18 protein-coding genes are annotated in these 18,082 nt (G+C 70.9%); 12 read left to right on the forward strand and 6 right to left on the reverse strand.

Going from position 1 to position 18,082, the window contains the following annotated elements:
- The first annotated feature begins 58 nt into the window (after nucleotides 1–58).
- Nucleotides 59–1,630, forward strand: coding sequence for a MocR-like pyridoxine biosynthesis transcription factor PdxR (pdxR, locus tag PXH83_RS19240; RefSeq protein ID WP_420803233.1), 1,572 nt, complete (start codon nucleotides 59–61; stop codon nucleotides 1,628–1,630).
- Here pdxR and PXH83_RS19245 read toward each other — a convergent pair.
- The 4 genes from PXH83_RS19245 to PXH83_RS19260 all read right to left on the reverse strand — a co-directional run bounded on the left by PXH83_RS19245 (nucleotide 1,611) and on the right by PXH83_RS19260 (nucleotide 4,575).
- Nucleotides 1,611–2,225, reverse strand: coding sequence for a Maf family protein (locus PXH83_RS19245; RefSeq protein ID WP_274561610.1), 615 nt, complete (start codon nucleotides 2,223–2,225; stop codon nucleotides 1,611–1,613). The two genes, pdxR and PXH83_RS19245, sit on opposite strands and share 20 nt — an antisense overlap.
- A 104-nt stretch (nucleotides 2,226–2,329) precedes the next feature.
- Nucleotides 2,330–2,458 carry a morphogenic membrane protein MmpB gene (gene mmpB, locus PXH83_RS19250; protein ID WP_274561611.1) on the reverse strand — a complete coding sequence of 43 codons (129 nt, stop codon included), beginning with the start codon at nucleotides 2,456–2,458 and terminating at the stop codon, nucleotides 2,330–2,332.
- A gap of 306 nt (nucleotides 2,459–2,764) precedes the next feature.
- Entirely contained in the window at nucleotides 2,765–2,974 is a 210-nt protein-coding gene (locus PXH83_RS19255; protein ID WP_214930075.1) for an acyl-CoA carboxylase epsilon subunit, read from the reverse strand.
- Between the two features lie 20 nt (nucleotides 2,975–2,994).
- Nucleotides 2,995–4,575 (reverse strand): acyl-CoA carboxylase subunit beta, encoded by a 1,581-nt coding sequence (locus PXH83_RS19260; RefSeq protein ID WP_274561612.1) that lies wholly within the window; start codon nucleotides 4,573–4,575, stop codon nucleotides 2,995–2,997.
- Between the two features lie 105 nt (nucleotides 4,576–4,680).
- Between PXH83_RS19260 and PXH83_RS19265 the strand changes: the two genes are divergently transcribed.
- The 5 genes from PXH83_RS19265 to hutH all read left to right on the forward strand — a co-directional run bounded on the left by PXH83_RS19265 (nucleotide 4,681) and on the right by hutH (nucleotide 10,636).
- The gene (locus PXH83_RS19265) at nucleotides 4,681–5,571 is read left to right on the forward strand and encodes a biotin--[acetyl-CoA-carboxylase] ligase (RefSeq protein WP_274561613.1); all 891 of its coding nucleotides are present in this window, start codon (nucleotides 4,681–4,683) and stop codon (nucleotides 5,569–5,571) included.
- 100 nt (nucleotides 5,572–5,671) lie between these two features.
- Nucleotides 5,672–6,859 (forward strand): adenylate/guanylate cyclase domain-containing protein, encoded by a 1,188-nt coding sequence (locus PXH83_RS19270; protein ID WP_274561614.1) that lies wholly within the window; start codon nucleotides 5,672–5,674, stop codon nucleotides 6,857–6,859.
- Between the two features lie 49 nt (nucleotides 6,860–6,908).
- The gene (locus PXH83_RS19275; protein WP_274561615.1) at nucleotides 6,909–7,718 is read left to right on the forward strand and encodes an enoyl-CoA hydratase/isomerase family protein; all 810 of its coding nucleotides are present in this window, start codon (nucleotides 6,909–6,911) and stop codon (nucleotides 7,716–7,718) included.
- Nucleotides 7,719–7,798: 80 nt separating this feature from the next.
- Nucleotides 7,799–8,944, forward strand: coding sequence for a GGDEF domain-containing protein (locus PXH83_RS19280; protein ID WP_274561616.1), 1,146 nt, complete (start codon nucleotides 7,799–7,801; stop codon nucleotides 8,942–8,944).
- A 147-nt stretch (nucleotides 8,945–9,091) separates the two neighbouring features.
- Nucleotides 9,092–10,636, forward strand: a complete 1,545-nt coding sequence (gene hutH, locus PXH83_RS19285; protein ID WP_274561617.1) for a histidine ammonia-lyase — start codon at nucleotides 9,092–9,094, stop codon at nucleotides 10,634–10,636.
- A gap of 34 nt (nucleotides 10,637–10,670) precedes the next feature.
- Here the strand turns inward: hutH and PXH83_RS19290 are convergent, their stop codons facing one another.
- Entirely contained in the window at nucleotides 10,671–10,997 is a 327-nt protein-coding gene (locus PXH83_RS19290; RefSeq protein WP_274561618.1) for a hypothetical protein, read from the reverse strand.
- 157 nt (nucleotides 10,998–11,154) lie between these two features.
- On the opposite strand from PXH83_RS19290, the gene PXH83_RS19295 reads away from it, so the two are divergent.
- From PXH83_RS19295 to PXH83_RS19315, 5 genes are all read left to right on the forward strand, one after another.
- A complete protein-coding gene (locus PXH83_RS19295; RefSeq protein ID WP_274561619.1) occupies nucleotides 11,155–11,421 on the forward strand; it encodes a hypothetical protein in 267 nt (88 codons plus the stop codon).
- A gap of 214 nt (nucleotides 11,422–11,635) precedes the next feature.
- A complete protein-coding gene (locus PXH83_RS19300; RefSeq protein WP_274561620.1) occupies nucleotides 11,636–12,904 on the forward strand; it encodes a L,D-transpeptidase in 1,269 nt (422 codons plus the stop codon).
- 139 nt (nucleotides 12,905–13,043) lie between these two features.
- Nucleotides 13,044–14,513: an ABC transporter permease gene (locus tag PXH83_RS19305; RefSeq protein ID WP_274561621.1), complete on the forward strand. Its 1,470-nt coding sequence runs from the start codon at nucleotides 13,044–13,046 to the stop codon at nucleotides 14,511–14,513.
- Nucleotides 14,514–14,578: 65 nt separating this feature from the next.
- Nucleotides 14,579–15,268: an ABC transporter ATP-binding protein gene (locus PXH83_RS19310; protein ID WP_274561622.1), complete on the forward strand. Its 690-nt coding sequence runs from the start codon at nucleotides 14,579–14,581 to the stop codon at nucleotides 15,266–15,268.
- 314 nt (nucleotides 15,269–15,582) lie between these two features.
- The gene (locus PXH83_RS19315; RefSeq protein WP_274561623.1) at nucleotides 15,583–16,557 is read left to right on the forward strand and encodes a GNAT family N-acetyltransferase; all 975 of its coding nucleotides are present in this window, start codon (nucleotides 15,583–15,585) and stop codon (nucleotides 16,555–16,557) included.
- A 37-nt stretch (nucleotides 16,558–16,594) separates the two neighbouring features.
- Here PXH83_RS19315 and PXH83_RS19320 read toward each other — a convergent pair whose 3' ends face one another.
- Nucleotides 16,595–17,206 (reverse strand): RDD family protein, encoded by a 612-nt coding sequence (locus PXH83_RS19320; protein WP_274561624.1) that lies wholly within the window; start codon nucleotides 17,204–17,206, stop codon nucleotides 16,595–16,597.
- A gap of 30 nt (nucleotides 17,207–17,236) precedes the next feature.
- On the opposite strand from PXH83_RS19320, the gene PXH83_RS19325 reads away from it, so the two are divergent.
- Nucleotides 17,237–17,998, forward strand: a complete 762-nt coding sequence (locus tag PXH83_RS19325) for a group II truncated hemoglobin (RefSeq protein WP_274561625.1) — start codon at nucleotides 17,237–17,239, stop codon at nucleotides 17,996–17,998.
- The last annotated feature ends 84 nt before the right edge of the window (nucleotides 17,999–18,082 follow it).

Raw genomic sequence — 18,082 nt, forward strand, 5'->3', positions numbered from 1 at the left:
ACCCTGTCGCGACAATGGTCCGGTGAACAGGTCCAATGAGAATGGTCATGACCGGTCCATAAGCGGCGGGTCGGGATCGGGATCGGGGTCCGGGTCCGGGTCCGACTTCCTCCAGCTGGATACCGGTGACGCGCCGGTGGGTGGCCTCTCCGACTGGCTCGCGCACCGGCTGCGGCTCGCGATATCGGACGGCCGGCTGCCGGTGGGCAGCAGGCTGCCCGCGACCCGGGTGCTGGCCGCCGAGCTCCGGGTGTCGCGCGGGGTGGTGACCGAGGCGTACCAGCGGCTGACCGAGGACGGGCATGTCGCCGGGCGGGGGCGGGGCGGAACTGTCGTGGTGGCTACGCCGGTTGCGGTGCGGGTCGCTGAGCGTGGTGCGGGCGGGGCTTCCGGTGCGGGTGCGGGTGCGGGTGCGGGTGCCGGCGGTGGCGGTGCCGGTGGCAGTTGCGATGCCTCTCCGGCTCGTGTGCTGTTCGGCGCCGCCGAGCCCGGCGCCGACATCTTCGACGCGCTACGGGCGGCGCCGGCCCGGATCGACCTGTCGCCCGGTGTGCCCGACCTGGCCGCCTTCCCGCGCGCGGCGTGGCTGCGGGCCGAACGTTCCGTACTCAGGGACCTCTCGGCGTCCGACCTCGGTTACGGAGATCCGCGGGGGAGGCCCGAGCTGCGTACCGCCGTGGTCGACTGGCTGGCCCGCAACCGGGGAATCAGGGCCGACCCCGGCGAGGTACTCATCACCGCAGGCACCGCTCAGGGGCTCGGACTGCTCGCGCAGGTGCTCCGTGACGACGGGTTCCGCGAGATGGCGGTGGAGGATCCCGGCTCGCTCGGCGCCCGGCAGCATCTGCACAACCGGCGGTTGGCGACCCCGCCGGTGCCGGTCGACTCCGAAGGGATACGGGTCGACAAGCTGCGCGCCACGGGAGCCCGGGCCGTACTGCTGACCCCGGCCCATCAGTTTCCGGCCGGTGTGGTGCTCGGGGGAGGCAGACGGCGTGAGCTCATGCAGTGGGCCGGTGACGGCGGCCTGATCGTCGAGGACGACTACGACGCCGAGCACCGCTACGACCGGCCTCCGGTGCCTGCCCTGCGCTCACTGCTCCCGGAGCAGGTCTGTTACGCCGGAAGCGTCTCCAAGCTGCTGGCTCCCGCACTGCGGGTGGGCTGGATTCTGGCGCCGCCGAAGTACCGGGAGGCGCTGGTGGACGCCAAGCGGTTCACCGACCTGGGGAACGCGGCGCTGCCGCAACTGGTGCTGGCCCGCCTGATGGAATCGGGCGACATGGAACGCCAGTTGCGGCTGCTGCGCAGGCGCCATCGGAGGCGCAGGGACGCGATGATCGGTGCGATCGGGGCGCATCTGCCGGGCGCGGTCGTGCACGGCGCCGCGGCCGGTCTGCACCTGATGATCACCTTTGAGCGGACGGACCTTGTGGACACGGACCTTGCCGCGGGCGCGCTCGCGCGTGGTGTGAAGGTGCAGCCGCTGTCGTGGCACCGGCAGCGGCCGGGCCGTCCGGGGCTCGTGCTGGGCTACGCCGCGAGTACGTCGACCGCCATCGGCGAGGGGGTCGCCGTGGTCGGCGATGTGCTGCGGGGGGACGGCGACGTCACGTCCACAGGTCGGTGATCGAGACGTCCAGCTCGCGCAGCAGGCGGCGCAGCAGGGGCAGGGACAGGCCGATGACGTTGCCGTGGTCGCCGTCGATGCTGTCGACGAAGGGGGCCGAGCGGCCGTCGAGAGTGAAGGCGCCGGCGACGTGGAGCGGCTCGCCGGTCGCGACGTACGCCGCGATCTCCGCGTCGGTCGGGTCGCCGAAGCGGACGGTGGTGGACGCGGTGGCGGAGGCACGGCGGCCGGTGGCGGTGTCGATGACGCAGTGACCGGTCTGGAGGATGCCGGAGCGGCCGCGCATGGACTTCCAGCGGGCGGTGGCGTCCTCGGCGTCGTCGGGCTTGCCGAGTGCCTGGCCGTCGAGTTCGAGTACGGAGTCGCAGCCGATCACCAGCGCGTCGGTGGCCTCGGGGCGGTCGGCGACCGACGCGGCCTTCGCCTCGGCGAGTACGAGCGCGAGCTCCCCCGGAGTCGGCGCGCTGATCGCGTCCTCGTCGACTCCGCTGACGATCACCTCGGGGGCGAGGCCCGCCTGGCGGAGGAGCGCGAGGCGGGCGGGGGAGGCGGAGGCGAGGACGAGGCGTCGGCGGGCGTGAGTCATGCGGCTCATGGTAGGACGCGGTGCGGGGGTGGTTGCGAGTGCGGCCTGCCTGCGGCGCTTCCCCCTACCCGCCCCTCTCCCGAAACTGGGGGCAAGCCCCAGCCCCCGGACGTTCAGCGAAGGCCGAGAACGAACATCGCCAGCACCATCGCCAGCGCCATCACGAAGCCCGCGCGGCGGAGCATGGCCTGCGTCTCGCGCAGGTCTTTCGGAGGTTCGTTCTCCGGGTCGGACCACAGCATGCATCCGATCCTGCGGCCGGGCGGCCTCCTCCGCCTGAGTACTCGTACTCAAGCGGACCAGTGCCAACGGACTAATTAGTCGTTCAGTAGGTGAACGCTCCTGCCCGGGCCGCCGCCACCGCCACCGCCGCAGCGCGGACCTCGTCCTGCTCGTGCAGCGGTTTCCGGCTCACTGCGAAGCGGTAGTAGAGGCGAAGACCGTCGCCGAAGTCCTCTGAAGCGCGTACGCCGAAGGCCGGGCCCAGGGAGGGTCCGGCCTTCGGTGTCAGGCTTCGCTCGCGCGGGCTTCGCTCACGCGGGCTTCGTCTACGCAGGCCAGTACGTCCGGCTCCACGCCGCCCGTCCCGGCCGCGGCAGCGGGTGTGCCGCGACCCTCGCCGGGTCCGACCAGGCGGGCGGGGGCTCCTCCGCGCCGCCGGACGCTGCACCGGCCACCGCCGCGGCGCGTGCCTGGACCACCGCGAGAGCGGCGGCCAGCTCCTCCGGGGTCGGGTTGCCCCGTACGACCTTGATCATGGTCACGTCCCTTTCCAGTTCTAGAGCGGGATGTTGCCGTGCTTCTTGGGCGGCAGTGACTCGCGCTTCGTCCGCAGCTGGCGCAGCCCGCGCACGATGTGGCGGCGGGTCTCCGACGGCATGATCACCGCGTCGACGTAGCCGCGCTCGGCCGCGACGTACGGGTTCAGCAGCGTGTCCTCGTAGTCGGCGATCAGCTCGGCGCGGGTCGCGTCGACATCATCGGCGGCCGCGATCGTACGGCGGTGCAGGATGTTCACCGCGCCCTGCGCGCCCATGACGGCGATCTGCGCGGTCGGCCACGCCAGGTTCAGGTCCGCGCCGAGGTGCTTGGAGCCCATGACGTCGTACGCTCCGCCGAACGCCTTGCGCGTGATGACGGTGATCAGGGGCACCGTCGCCTCGGCGTACGCGTAGATCAGCTTCGCGCCGCGCCGGATGATGCCGCCGTACTCCTGGTCGACGCCCGGCAGGAAGCCCGGCACGTCCACGAAGGTAAGGACGGGGACGTTGAACGCGTCGCAGGTGCGGACGAAGCGCGCGGCCTTCTCGGACGCGTTGATGTCCAGGCAGCCCGCGAACTGCATCGGCTGGTTGGCGACGATGCCCACCGGGTGGCCTTCGACCCGGCCGAATCCGGTGACGATGTTCGGCGCGAACAGGGCCTGCGTCTCCAGGAATTCGCCGTCGTCCAGCACGTGCTCCATGACGGTGTGCATGTCGTACGGCTGGTTGGCGGAGTCCGGGATGAGCGTGTCGAGCTCGCGGTCCTCGTCGGACGTCTCCAGGTCCGCCTCCTCGGGGAAGGCCGGCGCATCGCTGAGATTGTTCGAAGGGAGGTACGAGAGCAGCGACTTGACGTACTCGATGGCGTCCTTCTCGTCGCCCGCCATGTGATGCGCCACGCCCGACGTGGTGTTGTGCGTCCGGGCGCCGCCCAGCTCCTCGAAGCCGACGTCCTCACCGGTGACGGTCTTGATGACGTCCGGCCCGGTGATGAACATGTGCGAGGTCTGGTCGACCATCACCGTGAAGTCGGTGATCGCGGGCGAGTAGACCGCGCCGCCCGCGCACGGGCCGACGATCAGCGAGATCTGCGGAATCACACCGGACGCGTGGGTGTTGCGGCGGAAGATCTCGCCGTACATACCGAGGGCCATGACGCCCTCCTGGATACGGGCGCCGCCGGAGTCGTTGATGCCGACGACCGGGCAGCCGGTCTTCAGCGCGAAGTCCATCACCTTGATGATCTTCTGGCCGAAGACCTCGCCGAGCGCACCGCCGAACACGGTGAAGTCCTGCGAGAACACCGCCACCGGGCGGCCGTCGACCGTGCCGTAGCCAGTGACGACACCGTCTCCGTACGGGCGGTTCTTCTCCAGCCCGAAGGCGGTGGAGCGGTGCCGGGCGAACTCGTCGAGCTCGACGAACGATCCCTCGTCCATGAGCAGAGCGATCCGCTCACGGGCCGTCAGCTTGCCCTTGGCATGCTGCTTTTCGACCGCGCGCTCGGAGCCCGCGTGCGTTGCCTCTTCGATACGGCGCTGCAAATCCGCGATCTTGCCCGCGGTGGTATGGATGTCAGTCTCGGGCTCGGACATCGGGATGCGGCTCCCTGCCTGGTCAGCGGACGGCTACTGACACGTAGCGTATCGGCGCGTGTGCCGCTCGGCAGTGCGTCGTTTGCCACACCTACGCTGGGTTGCATGACGCCCCCCGATGCTTCAGGTGATCGCTGGTCCGACCTCGGCCGGCCGCCCCTCAACGCCCCCGGACTGCGCCGTGCGATCGTCCGGCCGGACGGTCTCTGGACCTCCCTGGAAGTCGTTTCCGCCACCGGCTCGACCAACAGCGACCTGGCTGCCCGGGCGGCTGACCTGCCCGAAGGTGCCGTGCTCATCGCCGAGGAGCAGACCGAGGGGCGCGGCCGCCTCGACCGGCGCTGGTCGGCTCCCGCACGCTCCGGGCTCTTCTTCTCCGTACTGCTGAAGCCCGCCGAGGTGCCCGTGGAGCGGTGGGGCTGGCTCCCGCTGCTCGCCGGAGTCGCGGTGGCCACGGCCCTGTCCCGGTCCGCCGGCGTCGATACGGCCCTCAAGTGGCCCAATGACCTGCTGGTGAATGTCGGCGGCGAAGAGCGCAAGGCCGGCGGCATCCTCGCCGAGCGGACGGCGGACGGTGTCGGCGTCGTGGTCGGCATCGGCATCAACGTCTCACTGAGCGACAAGGAACTGCCGGTGCCGGGCGCGGGGTCGCTGCTGCTGGCCGGTGCGGTGTCGACCGACCGGGACCCGCTGCTGCGGTCCGTACTGCGTTCGCTCGACAAGTGGTACGGCGACTGGCGCACGGCGGGCGGCGACCCGGCGGCCAGCCGCCTGCAGGAGGCGTACGCGGCGGGCTGCGCGACGCTCGGCCGCACCGTACGCGCCGAACTGCCCGGCGGCCGGTCCCTGACCGGCGAGGCAGTGGCCGTCGACGGACACGGGCGGCTGGTGCTGGCGACGGAGGAGGGGATGCAGCAGCCGGTGGGGGCGGGTGACGTCGTACACCTCAGGCCATGGACAGGTGCGGAAGACACCCGGGACGGAGGAGTGAGCTAGGGCACACCTGCCGTATCGTTGAGGCGATCCGCGACGGATCGCGCGACAGATGATCGGCAGGACACAGGGCAGTGCGCAGGGAACGGGCAGGAGGCGGTACGTGACCGTCGACGACACGGCGTCCGGCATGGACGCGGAGCCGCCTTCGGGGTCTTCTGCGGGTGGCGACGCGCGCCCGGACCGGGACCCCTCGCAGCATCCCACCCCCCATCACGCCGTCGACCACACCGCCGAGCCGACCGACGACCCGCTCGCCATCCGCCTCGAACAGCTGATCCTCGGCGCCGAGCGCCGCTACACCCCCTTCCAGGCCGCCCGTACCGCAGGCGTCTCCATGGACCTCGCATCCCGCTTCTGGCGTGCCATGGGCTTCGCCGACATCGGGCAGGCCAAGGCTCTGACCGAGGCGGACGTGCTCGCCCTGCGGCGGCTCGCGGGGCTCGTCGAGGCGGGGCTGCTCAGCGAGCCGATGGCGGTACAGGTCGCCAGGTCGACCGGGCAGACCACCGCCCGGCTGGCCGAATGGCAGATCGATTCCTTCCTGGAGGGGCTCACGGAGCCGCCCGAGCCCGGCATGACCCGTACCGAAGTCACGTATCCGCTCGTCGAGCTGCTCCTTCCCGAGCTGGAGGAATTCCTGCGCTACGTCTGGCGGCGGCAGCTCGCCGCCGCCACCGGGCGGGTGGTCCAGGCCGCTGACGACGACGAGATGGTCGACCGCAGGCTCGCGGTCGGCTTCGCGGACCTCGTCGGCTTCACGCGGCTGACGCGGCGCCTGGAGGAAGAGGAGCTGGGGGAACTCGTCGAGGCCTTCGAGACGACCTGCGCGGACCTCGTCGCGGCCCACGGCGGCAGGCTCATCAAGACGCTCGGCGACGAAGTCCTCTACGCGGCCGACGACGCCGGTACGGCGGGCGAGATCGCGCTGCGGCTCATCGAGACGATGGCCAGCGACCAGACGATGCCCGCCCTGCGCGTCGGCATCGCCTTCGGCACGGTCACCACGCGCATGGGCGATGTCTTCGGTACGACCGTGAACCTGGCCAGCAGGCTCACCTCAATAGCGCCGAAGGACGCGGTCCTGGTGGACGGGGCATTCGCGGAGGAACTGTCGCGTACCGGTGAGGCTCCGGTCTCCGAGGCGGAGGCGGCGGCCGAGGCGGAGAAGGCGGAGAAGGAAGGCGTCGAGCCGCCTGCGTACCGCTTCGGGGTGCAGCCGATGTGGCAGCGGCCGGTGCGCGGGCTCGGCACGGTCGAACCGTGGCTCCTGACGAGGCGTGCCACCTAGGGGGTGTCCCCCTAGGATCCTCCCGATAACGGTCGTTAACCGGGAGGGCATGTTCATGAGCGACGAGCAGCGGTTCGGGGACTTCGTCGGCGTACGCCGGCATGCGCAGGGGCACGTGGCCGAGCTGGTCCTCGACCGGCCCAAGGCGATGAACGCGGTGTCCACGGACATGGCCCGCTCCGTCGCGGCGGCGTGCGATGCGCTGGGCGCGGACCCGCAGGTGCGGGTGACCGTGGTGACGTCCAGTCACGAGCGGGCGTTCTGTGTGGGCGCCGACCTCAAGGAGCGGAACTCCTTCACTGACGCCGAGCTGGTACGTCAGCGCCCGGTCGCCCGGGGTGCGTACACCGGCGTACTGGAACTGCCGATGCCGACGATCGCCGCCGTGCACGGCTTCGCGCTGGGCGGCGGCTTCGAGCTGGCGCTGGCCTGCGACCTGATCGTGGCGGACCGTACGGCGGTCGTCGGGCTGCCCGAGGTGTCGGTGGGCGTCATTCCCGGCGGCGGCGGTACGCAGTTGCTGCCGCGGCGGGTCGGGGCGGCGCGGGCGGCCGAGCTGGTGTTCACAGCGCGGCGGGTGGAGGCGGCGGAGGCGGCCTCGCTCGGCCTCGTCGACCAGCTGGTGGACGCCGGCCAGGACCGGGAGGAGGCGCTGGCGCTGGCCGCGCGGATCGCCGGGAACTCGCCGGTGGGGTTGCGGGCGGCGAAGCGGGCGATGCGGCTGGGGCACGGGCTGGACCTGCGGGCGGGGCTGGAGGTCGAGGACGCGGCGTGGCGGTCGGTGGCGTTCTCGGGCGACCGGGCGGAGGGCGTGGCGGCGTTCAACGAGAAGCGCAAGCCGGAGTGGCCGGGGCAGTAGGGCGCTTTCCCGGTTCCCGCTTTCCTGCGTTCGCTTTGCTGAAGCGATCAAAACGTCACAAAACTCCATAAGCTGTGGAGATGGGCGAGGATGCGCGGCTGCAGGCCGTAGTGACGCTGGCGCAGGCGATGGCGGCGGCGCACACCCCGCGTGAGTCCTGGCGGGCGGCCGCGCTGGGCGCGCAGGAGGCGCTCGGCGGCAGCTTCGCGGCCGTCTCGGTGTGGGAGCGCGACCTGGGACGACTGCGGGTGCTCGTGAACGCGGGTGAGCTGGCGGAGGGGGAGGAGAGCTTCCCCGAGGGGGAGACGTATCCCGTACACCAGTTTCCGGAGATCACGGAGTTCCTGCACGAGAAGTGGGCAGGCGGGGGCGAGCCGAACGCGTGGGTCGAGACGGCGCAGGGCCCCGCGGACGGGGCCGATGCCGCCGGGTACTGCCATCAGAGGGTGGCGGCGCTGCGGCGGCGCGGGCGCGGGTCGTGCGTCGTCGCGCCGATCGTGCTGCGCGGACAGGCGTGGGGCGAGCTGTACGTCGCGAGGCCGGCCGGGGCGACGGTCTTCGACCGGTCCGACGCGGACTTCGCGACGGTGCTGGCTTCGGTGGTCGCGGCGGGCATCGCCCAGACGGAAGCACTGGAAGAGGTCCGCAAGCTCGCCTTCACCGACCCGCTGACGGGGCTGGCGAACCGCCGCGCGGTCGACATGGGGCTGGACGAGGCGGTGGAGCGGCACCGCCGCTCGGGCACGGTCGTCAGCCTCGTCGTCTGCGACCTGAACGGCCTGAAGCGGGTCAACGACACCCACGGCCACGAGGTCGGCGACCGTCTCCTCGAACGTTTCGGCTCGGTGCTGTCGCGGTGCGGCGCGCAGCTGCCGGGGGCGCTGGCCGCGCGGCTCGGGGGTGACGAGTTCTGCCTGCTCGTGGTGGGGCCTTCGGCGGACGAGGTGGTGCGGGTCGCCGATGAGCTGTGCGTACGGGCCGGGGAGATGGATCTGGGGGAGGGGGTCGCATGCGGGGTCGCGTCGACGGGTGACGAGATCGGGCCGGTCAAGTCGGCCCGGCGGCTCTTCCGGCTCGCCGACGCGGCGCAGTACCGGGCGAAGGCGGCGCGCTCGGCGAAGCCGGTGGTGGCGGGGCGGGACGGGGCGGTGGTCCGCCTCGCGGACACGCCGCCGCCCGACCCGCACGAGCGCCGCCGCTTCAGGGGGCAGCGGCCGGATGCGTGACGCGGCTGCCGCCGCACGGCAACCTCCCCCGAGGACTGCGTCCAGGGGGGACCCCCAGGGGCTGGATCTTCCGCCTCCCGCCGGGGTAAGGAGCCAAGTCGCCATCCGGTAGTGACAGGGTGGGATTCAGTCCGTAGGGTTCTGAATATGGATATGCAAACAGTCGTGCTGGGCACCGCCGGGACCACCGCAGCGGATGTCATCGCCGTCGCCCGCGGCAACGCCCGCGTCGAGCTCTCCGACGAAGCCGTGGCCGCGCTCGCCGCGTCCCGCGAGATCGTGGACGCGCTGGCCGCCAAGCCCGAGCCCGTCTACGGCGTCTCGACCGGCTTCGGTGCTCTCGCCACCCGGCACATCAGCCAGGACCTGCGCGCCCAGCTGCAGCGCAACATCGTGCGGTCGCACGCCGCCGGCATGGGGCCGGCCGTCGAGCGTGAAGTGGTGCGCGCACTGATGTTCCTGCGGCTCAAGACCGTCGCCTCCGGCCGCACAGGCGTACGGCCGCATGTTGCGCAGACCATGGCCGACCTCCTCAACGCCGGGATCACGCCCGTCGTGCACGAGTTCGGATCGCTGGGCTGCTCCGGCGACCTCGCCCCGCTCAGCCACTGCGCGCTCGCGCTCATGGGCGAGGGTGACGCCGAAGGGCCCGACGGGACCGTACGGCCCGCCGGGGAGCTCCTCGCCGAGCACGGCATCGTGCCCGTCGAGCTGCGCGAGAAGGAAGGGCTCGCCCTCCTCAACGGCACCGACGGCATGCTCGGCATGCTGATCATGGCCATCGCGGACCTCCAGCGGCTCTACACCTCCGCCGACATCACCGCCGCGCTCAGCCTCGAAGCGCTGCTCGGCACCGACAAGGTCCTCGCCCCCGACCTGCATGCCATCCGCCCCCACCCCGGCCAGGGTGCCTCCGCCGACAACATGCTCCGCGTTCTCGCCGGGTCCGGTCTCACCGGTCACCACCAGGACGACGCCCCGCGCGTCCAGGACGCGTACTCCGTGCGCTGCGCCCCGCAGGTCGCCGGCGCCGGTCGCGACACCATCGCGTACGCCCTGACGGTCGCCGAGCGCGAGCTGGCCTCCGCCGTCGACAACCCCGTCGTACTGCCCGACGGCCGCGTCGAGTCGAACGGCAACTTCCACGGCGCCCCCGTCGCGTACGTACTCGACTTCCTCGCCATCGCGGCGGCCGACCTCGGCTCCATCTGCGAGCGGCGCACCGACCGGCTCCTCGACAAGAACCGGTCGCACGGGCTGCCGCCCTTCCTCGCCGACGACGCCGGCGTCGACTCCGGCCTGATGATCGCCCAGTACACGCAGGCCGCCCTGGTCAGCGAGATGAAGCGGCTCGCCGTCCCGGCGTCCGTCGACTCGATTCCGTCCTCCGCCATGCAGGAGGACCACGTCTCCATGGGCTGGTCGGCGGCGCGCAAGCTGCGTACCGCGATCGACAACCTGGCGCGGATCGTCGCCGTCGAGCTGTATGCCGCCACGCGCGGCATCGAGCTGCGCGAGGGGCTCACGCCCGCGCCCGCCTCGCAGGCCGTCATCAAGGCCGTGCGGGAGGCGGGGGTCGAGGGGCCCGGGCCGGACCGGTTCCTGTCGCCCGACCTCGCCGCCGCCGACGCCTTCGTAAGGGCGGGCCGGCTCGTCGAGGCCGTCGAGCCGGTGACCGGGCGGCTGGCGTAACGAGGGTTCGGGAACAGCTGTCGAGGGCCGCGCGTCAGATCAGGCGCGCGGCCCTTCGCACCGAAAACGCCACAAAACCGGCGCCCACTCCGAGGAACGCCGTCCCGCCGATCAGGTACGGGGTGGTGTCCACGCCGCTGCCCGTGTCGGCGAGTCTGAGGTCCTGGGGCAACGGCTCGGGGGACTCGGAGGGCTGCGCGGAGTTGGCCGGAGGCTGTGCCTGAGTCTGCGCTCGCGCCTGCTCCTGCGCCTGGTCCTTGGCCTCCTTCTCCGCCGTCGCGTTGGCGGACGGGACGAACCACAGAGCACACAGCAGTGTGCCCGCAGCGGTGGCGGTCAGCAGCGGTCGGCGTGCGGACACGTAATCGATCCCCCTTGAGGCAACCGGGAATTGGCCGTGTGCGCCGATGCTAATGAAAGCAGCGGGTCGCGGGAAAGTCGCGAGGCTCCCTGGGCCTACGCTCCGACGCATGAACGCAACTGAGACATCACGTTTTGTCCGACTTCAGGTGGAATTGGTGCTGGAAATTTCCCAGCCCGAAGTACTCACCGACGCCGCCCTTTCCCGCGTCACGGACGACGCACTTCTGCAGGACGCAGAACGTACGCATGCCGAGGCCGCTGTCAGGGAAGACGTCGCGGAGGCCCTCGCCCACCTCGTGGACCCGTTCGATCTGGTCGGCGACGTTCCCGGAGTGGAGCTCGCGCAGGCCTCGTGGAGCAGCGAGCGGATCGAGTACGACCCCGATTCCGTGGAGTGGGACCTCGATGAGGACGATGAGTAACGTCCTCCGGGACTCGGCGTAGAAAAATCGGCGTAAGAAAGTGCGCGGCCGCCGCAACCAGCGGCGGCGCGTCTGCGTCGATGACGTCGATGAGTGGTGTTCCCCACATTCACCCCGGATGTGGAACGGACGAATCGGTACAGGCGTTGTAAGGCATTGGCAGGAAAATGCTGCCCGGCGGCTCTGCCCGGGGTGTGTGGGGAATTCGGCAACGATGGAGAAGCGTGTGATGACGGACAGCAAGCGGCGCAGGGGCCTCATGGCCGCGTCCGCACTGCTCGGCGGCGTTCTGGTGCTTTCTGCCTGCGGCGACGGTGGCGACAAGGGCGGCAGCAGCGCCGAGAGCTCGAAGAAGTCGCAGGCCGAAGTCGACAAGGCGGCGGCCAAGGACACATCCAAGGCCCGAATAGCCATTACGCCCAAGAGCGGCGCCGACAACGTCAGCATCAACCGCGGCACCAAGGTCACCGTCAGCGACGGCAAGCTGACCGAGGTCACGATGACCTCGACCGCCGGGACGCAGGTCGAGGGCACCATCGCCGCCGACGGCAAGAGCTGGAAGCCGGACGGGCAGCTGGAGCGCTCGACGACGTACAAGATCTCGGCGACGGCGACCGACTCCGAGGGCCGCAAGGCACATGAGAACGGCTCGTTCACCACCGTCTCGCCCGCCACCAGCTTCATCGGCAACTTCACCCCCGAAGACGGCTCCAAGGTCGGCGTCGGCATGCCCGTGTCGATCAACTTCGACAAGGCGATCACCGACAAGGCTGCCGTCCAGGGCGGCATCAAGGTGACGTCGAGCAGTGGCCAGGAAGTCGTCGGCCACTGGTTCAACTCGCAGCGCCTGGACTTCCGCCCCGAGCAGTACTGGAAGGGCGGCTCCACGGTCACCCTGAAGCTGGAGCTCGACGGCGTCGAAGGCGCCGACGGGATCTACGGCGTCCAGGACAAGACGGTCACCTTCACCGTCGGGCGCAACCAGGTCAGCACCGTCGACGCCAAGTCGAAGACCATGACGGTCACGCAGGACGGCAAGACGATCAAGACGATCCCGATCTCCGCCGGTGCGCCGGAGAACCCGACGTACAACGGTCAGATGGTCATCTCCGAGAAGTTCAAGGAGACCCGGATGAACGGTGCGACGGTCGGCTTCAAGGACGACGACGGCAAGGGCGAGTACGACATCAAGGACGTGCCGCACGCCATGCGGCTGTCCACGTCGGGCACGTTCATCCACGGCAACTACTGGGGCGCCGACTCCATCTTCGGCAGCGCCAACACCAGCCACGGCTGTGTCGGACTGAACGACGCCAAGGGTGCGAAGGACCCGAACCAGCCCGGTGCCTGGTTCTTCAACAACTCGATCGTCGGCGATGTGGTCGTCGTCAAGAACTCCGACGACACGACCATCAAGCCGGACAACGGCCTCAACGGCTGGAACATGGACTGGGCGCAGTGGAAGGCCGGATCCGCGGTCTGATCCGTCTGATCCGTCTGATCCGTCAGCGCACGGCGGCGGGCGTCACCCCCACAGGGTGGCGCCCGCCGCCGTTTGCGTTCTCATGGGGATCTCACGGCGGCCTTATCCAGCCATCAGGCTCCGGCCATAGCTTCGCGTCATGTTCTTCACCTACCTCCGGCGCGAGCTGCGCCGACGCAGAAAGTCGGCGCTCGTCGTCGCCTCGGGGCTCGCCCTGGGCATCGCGCTTGTCATCGTGGTCAGTTCGGTGTCGGCCGGTATGGGACGCGCCCAGGACAAGGTCCTGGAGTCGCTGTACGGACTCGGGACCGACATGACGGTCACCAAGGCCGCGAAGCCGCCGGGCGAGAACGACACCAGCCGCAGGCCCCGCTTCGAGTTCGACGCCAAGGACAGCGGCGACGACGAGGAGCAGAGCAGCGACCGGGTGATGGTGCAGGGCTTCCAGACGCTGGCGTCGTCCACCGTCGGCAAGGTCGGCGCGCAGGACGGCGTCGCGGACGCCGTCGGCGGGCTGAGCCTGCAGGTGCTCAAGGTCAGCGGCCAGTTCAAGCGCGGCGAGGTGGAGAAGGCGCAGCCCGCGCAGCCCGGAGGACCGGGCGGCGGCAGCGGTGGCGGCGATGTTCGCGGCGGAGGCGCGGCGTTCGGCGTCGACTCCTTCTCCGTCTACGGCACCGACGTCACCGAACCCGCCCTGGGCCCCCTCACCTCCTCCAAGGCCAGCTCCGGACGCACCTTCACCGCCTCCGAGACCGACGCGAAGGTCGCCGTACTCGACAGCGCCTACGCGAAGGAGAAGAAGCTCAAGGTCGGCAGCAACGTCACCATCTCCGGTACGAAGTACAAGGTCATCGGCATCGCGACCGCCGACAGCGGCGACGCGGCCGCCAATGTCTACATTCCCCTCAAGCAGGCCCAGACCCTCGCCGACGCCAAGAACAAGGTCACCACCGTCTACGTCAGGGTCACCGACTCGCAGCGCATCGACGGCGTCAAGTCGGCCGTACAGAAGAACATCCCGGGTACGACCGTCACTACCTCCGCCGACCTCGCCGACACGGTCTCCGGCTCCCTCTCCACCGCGTCGGGCCTCGCCACCAGCGTCGGCAAGTGGCTGTCCATCGCCGTGCTCGTCGCTGCCTTCCTGGTGGCCGGGCTGCTCACGTCGTCGGCGGTCAGCCGCCGCGTACGGGAATTCGGCACCCTCAAGGCGCTGGGCTGGAAGAGCGGCCGCGTCACCCGCCAGGTCGTGGGCGAAGCGCTGGTCAACGGGCTGCTCGGTGGCGTGCTCGGTATTGCCGCAGGAGTCGGCGGCGCCTACCTCGTCACCGCCATCAGCCCCACCCTCACCGCGCAGCTCGGCGTCGGCGGTGCGGGCGGCGGAGGCGCCGGTGACGTCATGGTCTCCGGGCCCGGCGGTGGCCCGGGCGGCGCGGCCGGCCAGGCGGCGGGCAAGGCCGTCGACATCGCACTGACCGCGCCCGTCTCCCTCACCACCATCGGGCTGGCGGTCGTACTCGCCGCAGCGGGCGGGCTGATCGCGGGCGGCTTCGGCGGCTGGCGGGCCTCCAGGCTGCGCCCGGCCGACGCACTGCGCCGCGTCGCCTGACCGGCGCCGGCATCTGCACCGCCTCGCATTGCCCCGAACCCCTTACGTAAAGCAGGAGTTGACCCATGTACCAGCTCAGAGGCGTAACCAAGCGCTATCGGCGCGGCAAGGAGACCATCGACGCGCTCTCCGACGTGGACCTGACCATCGAGGACGGCGGCCGGCTCGTCATCCAGGGCCCCACCGGCGGCGGCAAGTCCACCCTCCTCCAGATGCTCGGCGGCCTGGACAGGCCGACGTCGGGCAGCATCGAGTTCGACGGCGTCGACCTGGCCGCCCTGCCCGAGGCGCGGCTCACCAAGGTCCGCGCGGAGAGCATCGGCTTCGTCTTCCAGAGCTTCAACCTCATCCCCACCCTCACCGCCCAGGAGAACGTCGAGACGGCCCTCGTACCGCTGGGCCTGAAGGCGGCCGCCCGGCGCGAACGGGCCGCCGAGGCGCTGGACGCCGTAGGACTCGGCGAGCGCTCCACGCACCTGCCCGGCGAGATGTCCGGCGGTCAGCAGCAGCGCGTCGCGATCGCCCGCGCGCTCGTCAAGCGGCCCAAGGTGCTGCTTGCCGACGAGCCCACCGGCAACCTCGACGAGTCGATGCGCGACGAGGTCATGGAGGTGCTCGAAGGGCAGTGGAAGGAACACGGGCTGACCTTCATCATGGTCACCCACGACACGGCGCTCGCCCGCCGGGCCCCGCGCCTTGCGACCATCCGCAAGGGGCGGGTCACGGTGACGGAGAACGCGGGTCACGTCATGTGACCGTTCCCGCTCATGTGCCCGCTCTTGTGCCCGCTCATGTGACCGTGACGACGGTGTGCGCGCCGTGGGCGGCGAGACGCTCGGCGTCCGTGGCGCGCTTGACCCAGGTCACCACGGCGTACCTGCCGGGGGTCAGCGGCAGCTGGACGGCGGACGACTGGCCTGTGGAGAGTCGCCGTTGTTCACGGCGACGAAGTACGCGCGGACGTCGGCGTCCGTCCTGCCGGGGTGGCTTTTGGGGCTGCCGTGGCTTCCGGGGTCAGGAAAGTACAACTCGTGTGCGGTGCGTCGGGTTCGCGCGTACGTTCCTACGCATGCCGATCACCTTGGGAACCTCGCCCTCCGACCCCGACGTGGACGACTGGCACTCCGTCGTCACCGCCGCCCACACCCACGACCTGCCGGCCGGCGTCCCGGCGCCCGGCCGCGCCGAGAGCGCGGGCAAGCTCCAAGTGCCGTCGGCGCGTGGACGCGTGGTCAACTTTGTGGTGCCGGCGGCCGACGGTGCGAACGCATACGAAGGTGTCGCCTCGCTGCTCCTCCCCTCGGACCCGGGCAATGAGCACACCGCGTCCCTCGACACCCTGGCGGTACGGCCCGACGCGCGAGGGCGCGGAGTCGGGGCGCAGCTGTGGGAGGCGGTGCGGGGCGAACTGGCCGCAGCGGGGCGTACGTCCGTGTCCACGGTGCTGGAACTCGGCGGCGCGGGCGAGAGGTTCGCAACCGCGCGGGACTTCGAGAACGTGCTCCCGATCACCTGGTACGTACAGGACACGACGCTGCCACGCCCGGACGGCGAACTGCCCGACGGCTACGCCTTCGTGGAGTGGCCGGGGGTCGTCCCCGACCACCTTGCTGACGCGGCGGCGGTCGCACATGCCGCGATGGAGGACGCGCCGAGTGGCGACAGGGACGAGGCGGTGCCCGTCTGGGACGCGGACCGGATGCGGGCCGCGGGCCAGGTGATCCTCGACCGGGGCGGTGTGATGCTCACGGTCGCCGCCGTCGATGCCCGGGGCGAGGTGGCGGCGTACACGGAACTGGTGCTGCGCGACCCGTCGGACGTACGCGCGCTCCAGTACGACACGGTGGTCGTGCCCGGGCACCGGGGGCGGGGTCTGGGGCGGGCGGTGAAGCTGCGGATGCTGCGGGTGCTGGCGGAGGGGTACCCGGGGGTGCGGCAGATCGGGACGACTGTGGCTGACGAGAACGGTCCGATGCGGGCGGTGAATGAGGCGCTGGGATATGGGCGGGAGCGGGGGAGCGGGGTTTTCCAGGCGAAGGTTTAGGGCGGGGAGGGGAACAGTCCCGCGCAGCGGCCCGCACCTACACCTGTCGCCCCGCCACCAGATCCCGCCGCCGGACATAGCGCAGCCCCGCCACATCCTCGTACAGTTCGCCCTCCCAGTTGTCCCGCACCGTCCCCCGCGGCGTCCCCGGAGTCCTGCTCAGCCCCCGCCACAAGTCCCGTATCCAGTACCAGGGTTGCATCGGCACCCAGCACAGTCCCGCCAGCCAGCGCTGGAGCGTGCGCAGGGGGCCGGGGCGGCCGCCGTCGGACGCGCGCACCACGCGTATGCCGACCAGCAGCTTGCCCACGCTCGCCCGCGTCAGCAGTGTCAGGACGTACTGGTTGGCGAAGGAGACCCCGACCAGGCACGCGAGCATGGTGCCGAATGCCGGGCTGCCGTCCACCAGGCCGTCGTAACCGTGCGGCAGGACACGCGGCCCCACGACGAACACGAGCGCCGCGTCGATCACGACGGCGCACACCCGCCGCCCGTCCCCGGCGGGGCGAGGCGCCTGATAAGGCGTCGCCCGGTACGGCGCTTGGTATGGCGATTGGTGCTGCGGCTGCTGCGGCGCGTACGGATACTGCTGCTGGTAAGGGCCGGGCTGCTGGTAGGGATAGTGCTGCTGCCCCCGTGAACCGTTCATGTACACATCATCTCCCAGGGAGAAACGCACATGACCGTCGAGTACATCCGATACCGCATCCCCGAGGGTCGCGCCGCGGAGTTCGAGGCCGCCTACGCCCGCGCCTCCGTGCCGCTCAGCCAGTCGCCCCAGTGCGTCGACTACGAGCTCGCGCGCTGCGAGGAGGAGCCCGAGAGCTACATCCTGCGCATCGTCTGGACCTCCACCCACGACCACCTCGAAGGCTTCCGCCGCAGCGAGCAGTTCAAGGCCTTCTTCGCCGAGGTCCGCCCGTACGTCGAGCAGATCGAGGAGATGCGGCACTACGCACCCACCGCCGTGCACGGCACCGGCGGGTCCGTGCCCTCCCTCTACACCTGGGCCGGCGGCGCCGAAGCCCTTGAACGGCTCACCGACGCGTTCTACACCCGCGTACGCAAGGACGAGATCCTCGCCCCGGTCTTCGAGGGCATGTCCCCCGACCACCCCGCCCAGGTCGCGCGCTGGCTCGGCGAGGTCTTCGGCGGCCCCGCCCGCTACACGGAGGAGAACGGCGGCTACCCCGCCATGCTCGCCCACCACCTCGACAAGGCCATCACCGAGCGCCAGCGCCGCCGCTGGGTGTCGCTGCTGATGGACGCGGCCGACGAGACGGGCCTGCCCGACGACCCGGAGTTCCGTTCGGCGTTTGCCGCGTACGTCGAATGGGGCACCCGGATCGCCCTCACCAACTCGCAGCCGGGCGCCAACCCGCCCCGCAGAGCGCCGGTCCCGCGCTGGGGCTGGGGCGTGGCGCCGCCGTACCAGCCGTGACTCGCCGCCGTACCAGCGGTGACCGATCTGACGGCCATCAGGTCATTACCTGAGCGGTAATCGACGGCCATGGATCCCCCCGGC

The sequence above is a fragment of the Streptomyces spiramyceticus genome (assembly GCF_028807635.1).
GTDB lineage: Bacteria > Actinomycetota > Actinomycetes > Streptomycetales > Streptomycetaceae > Streptomyces > Streptomyces spiramyceticus.

Coding starts and splice junctions, on each gene's coding strand:
- PXH83_RS19245 (WP_274561610.1), bottom strand. CDS start 2,225: ATGAGCCGCATGACTCACGCCCGCCGACGCCTCGTCCTCGCCTCCGCC.
- mmpB (WP_274561611.1), bottom strand. CDS start 2,458: ATGCTGTGGTCCGACCCGGAGAACGAACCTCCGAAAGACCTGCGCGAG.
- PXH83_RS19255 (WP_214930075.1), bottom strand. CDS start 2,974: ATGATCAAGGTCGTACGGGGCAACCCGACCCCGGAGGAGCTGGCCGCC.
- PXH83_RS19260 (WP_274561612.1), bottom strand. CDS start 4,575: ATGTCCGAGCCCGAGACTGACATCCATACCACCGCGGGCAAGATCGCG.
- PXH83_RS19265 (WP_274561613.1), top strand. CDS start 4,681: ATGACGCCCCCCGATGCTTCAGGTGATCGCTGGTCCGACCTCGGCCGG.
- PXH83_RS19275 (WP_274561615.1), top strand. CDS start 6,909: ATGTTCATGAGCGACGAGCAGCGGTTCGGGGACTTCGTCGGCGTACGC.
- PXH83_RS19280 (WP_274561616.1), top strand. CDS start 7,799: ATGGGCGAGGATGCGCGGCTGCAGGCCGTAGTGACGCTGGCGCAGGCG.
- hutH (WP_274561617.1), top strand. CDS start 9,092: ATGGATATGCAAACAGTCGTGCTGGGCACCGCCGGGACCACCGCAGCG.
- PXH83_RS19300 (WP_274561620.1), top strand. CDS start 11,636: ATGGAGAAGCGTGTGATGACGGACAGCAAGCGGCGCAGGGGCCTCATG.
- PXH83_RS19305 (WP_274561621.1), top strand. CDS start 13,044: ATGTTCTTCACCTACCTCCGGCGCGAGCTGCGCCGACGCAGAAAGTCG.
- PXH83_RS19310 (WP_274561622.1), top strand. CDS start 14,579: ATGTACCAGCTCAGAGGCGTAACCAAGCGCTATCGGCGCGGCAAGGAG.
- PXH83_RS19315 (WP_274561623.1), top strand. CDS start 15,583: ATGCCGATCACCTTGGGAACCTCGCCCTCCGACCCCGACGTGGACGAC.
- PXH83_RS19320 (WP_274561624.1), bottom strand. CDS start 17,206: ATGAACGGTTCACGGGGGCAGCAGCACTATCCCTACCAGCAGCCCGGC.
- PXH83_RS19325 (WP_274561625.1), top strand. CDS start 17,237: ATGACCGTCGAGTACATCCGATACCGCATCCCCGAGGGTCGCGCCGCG.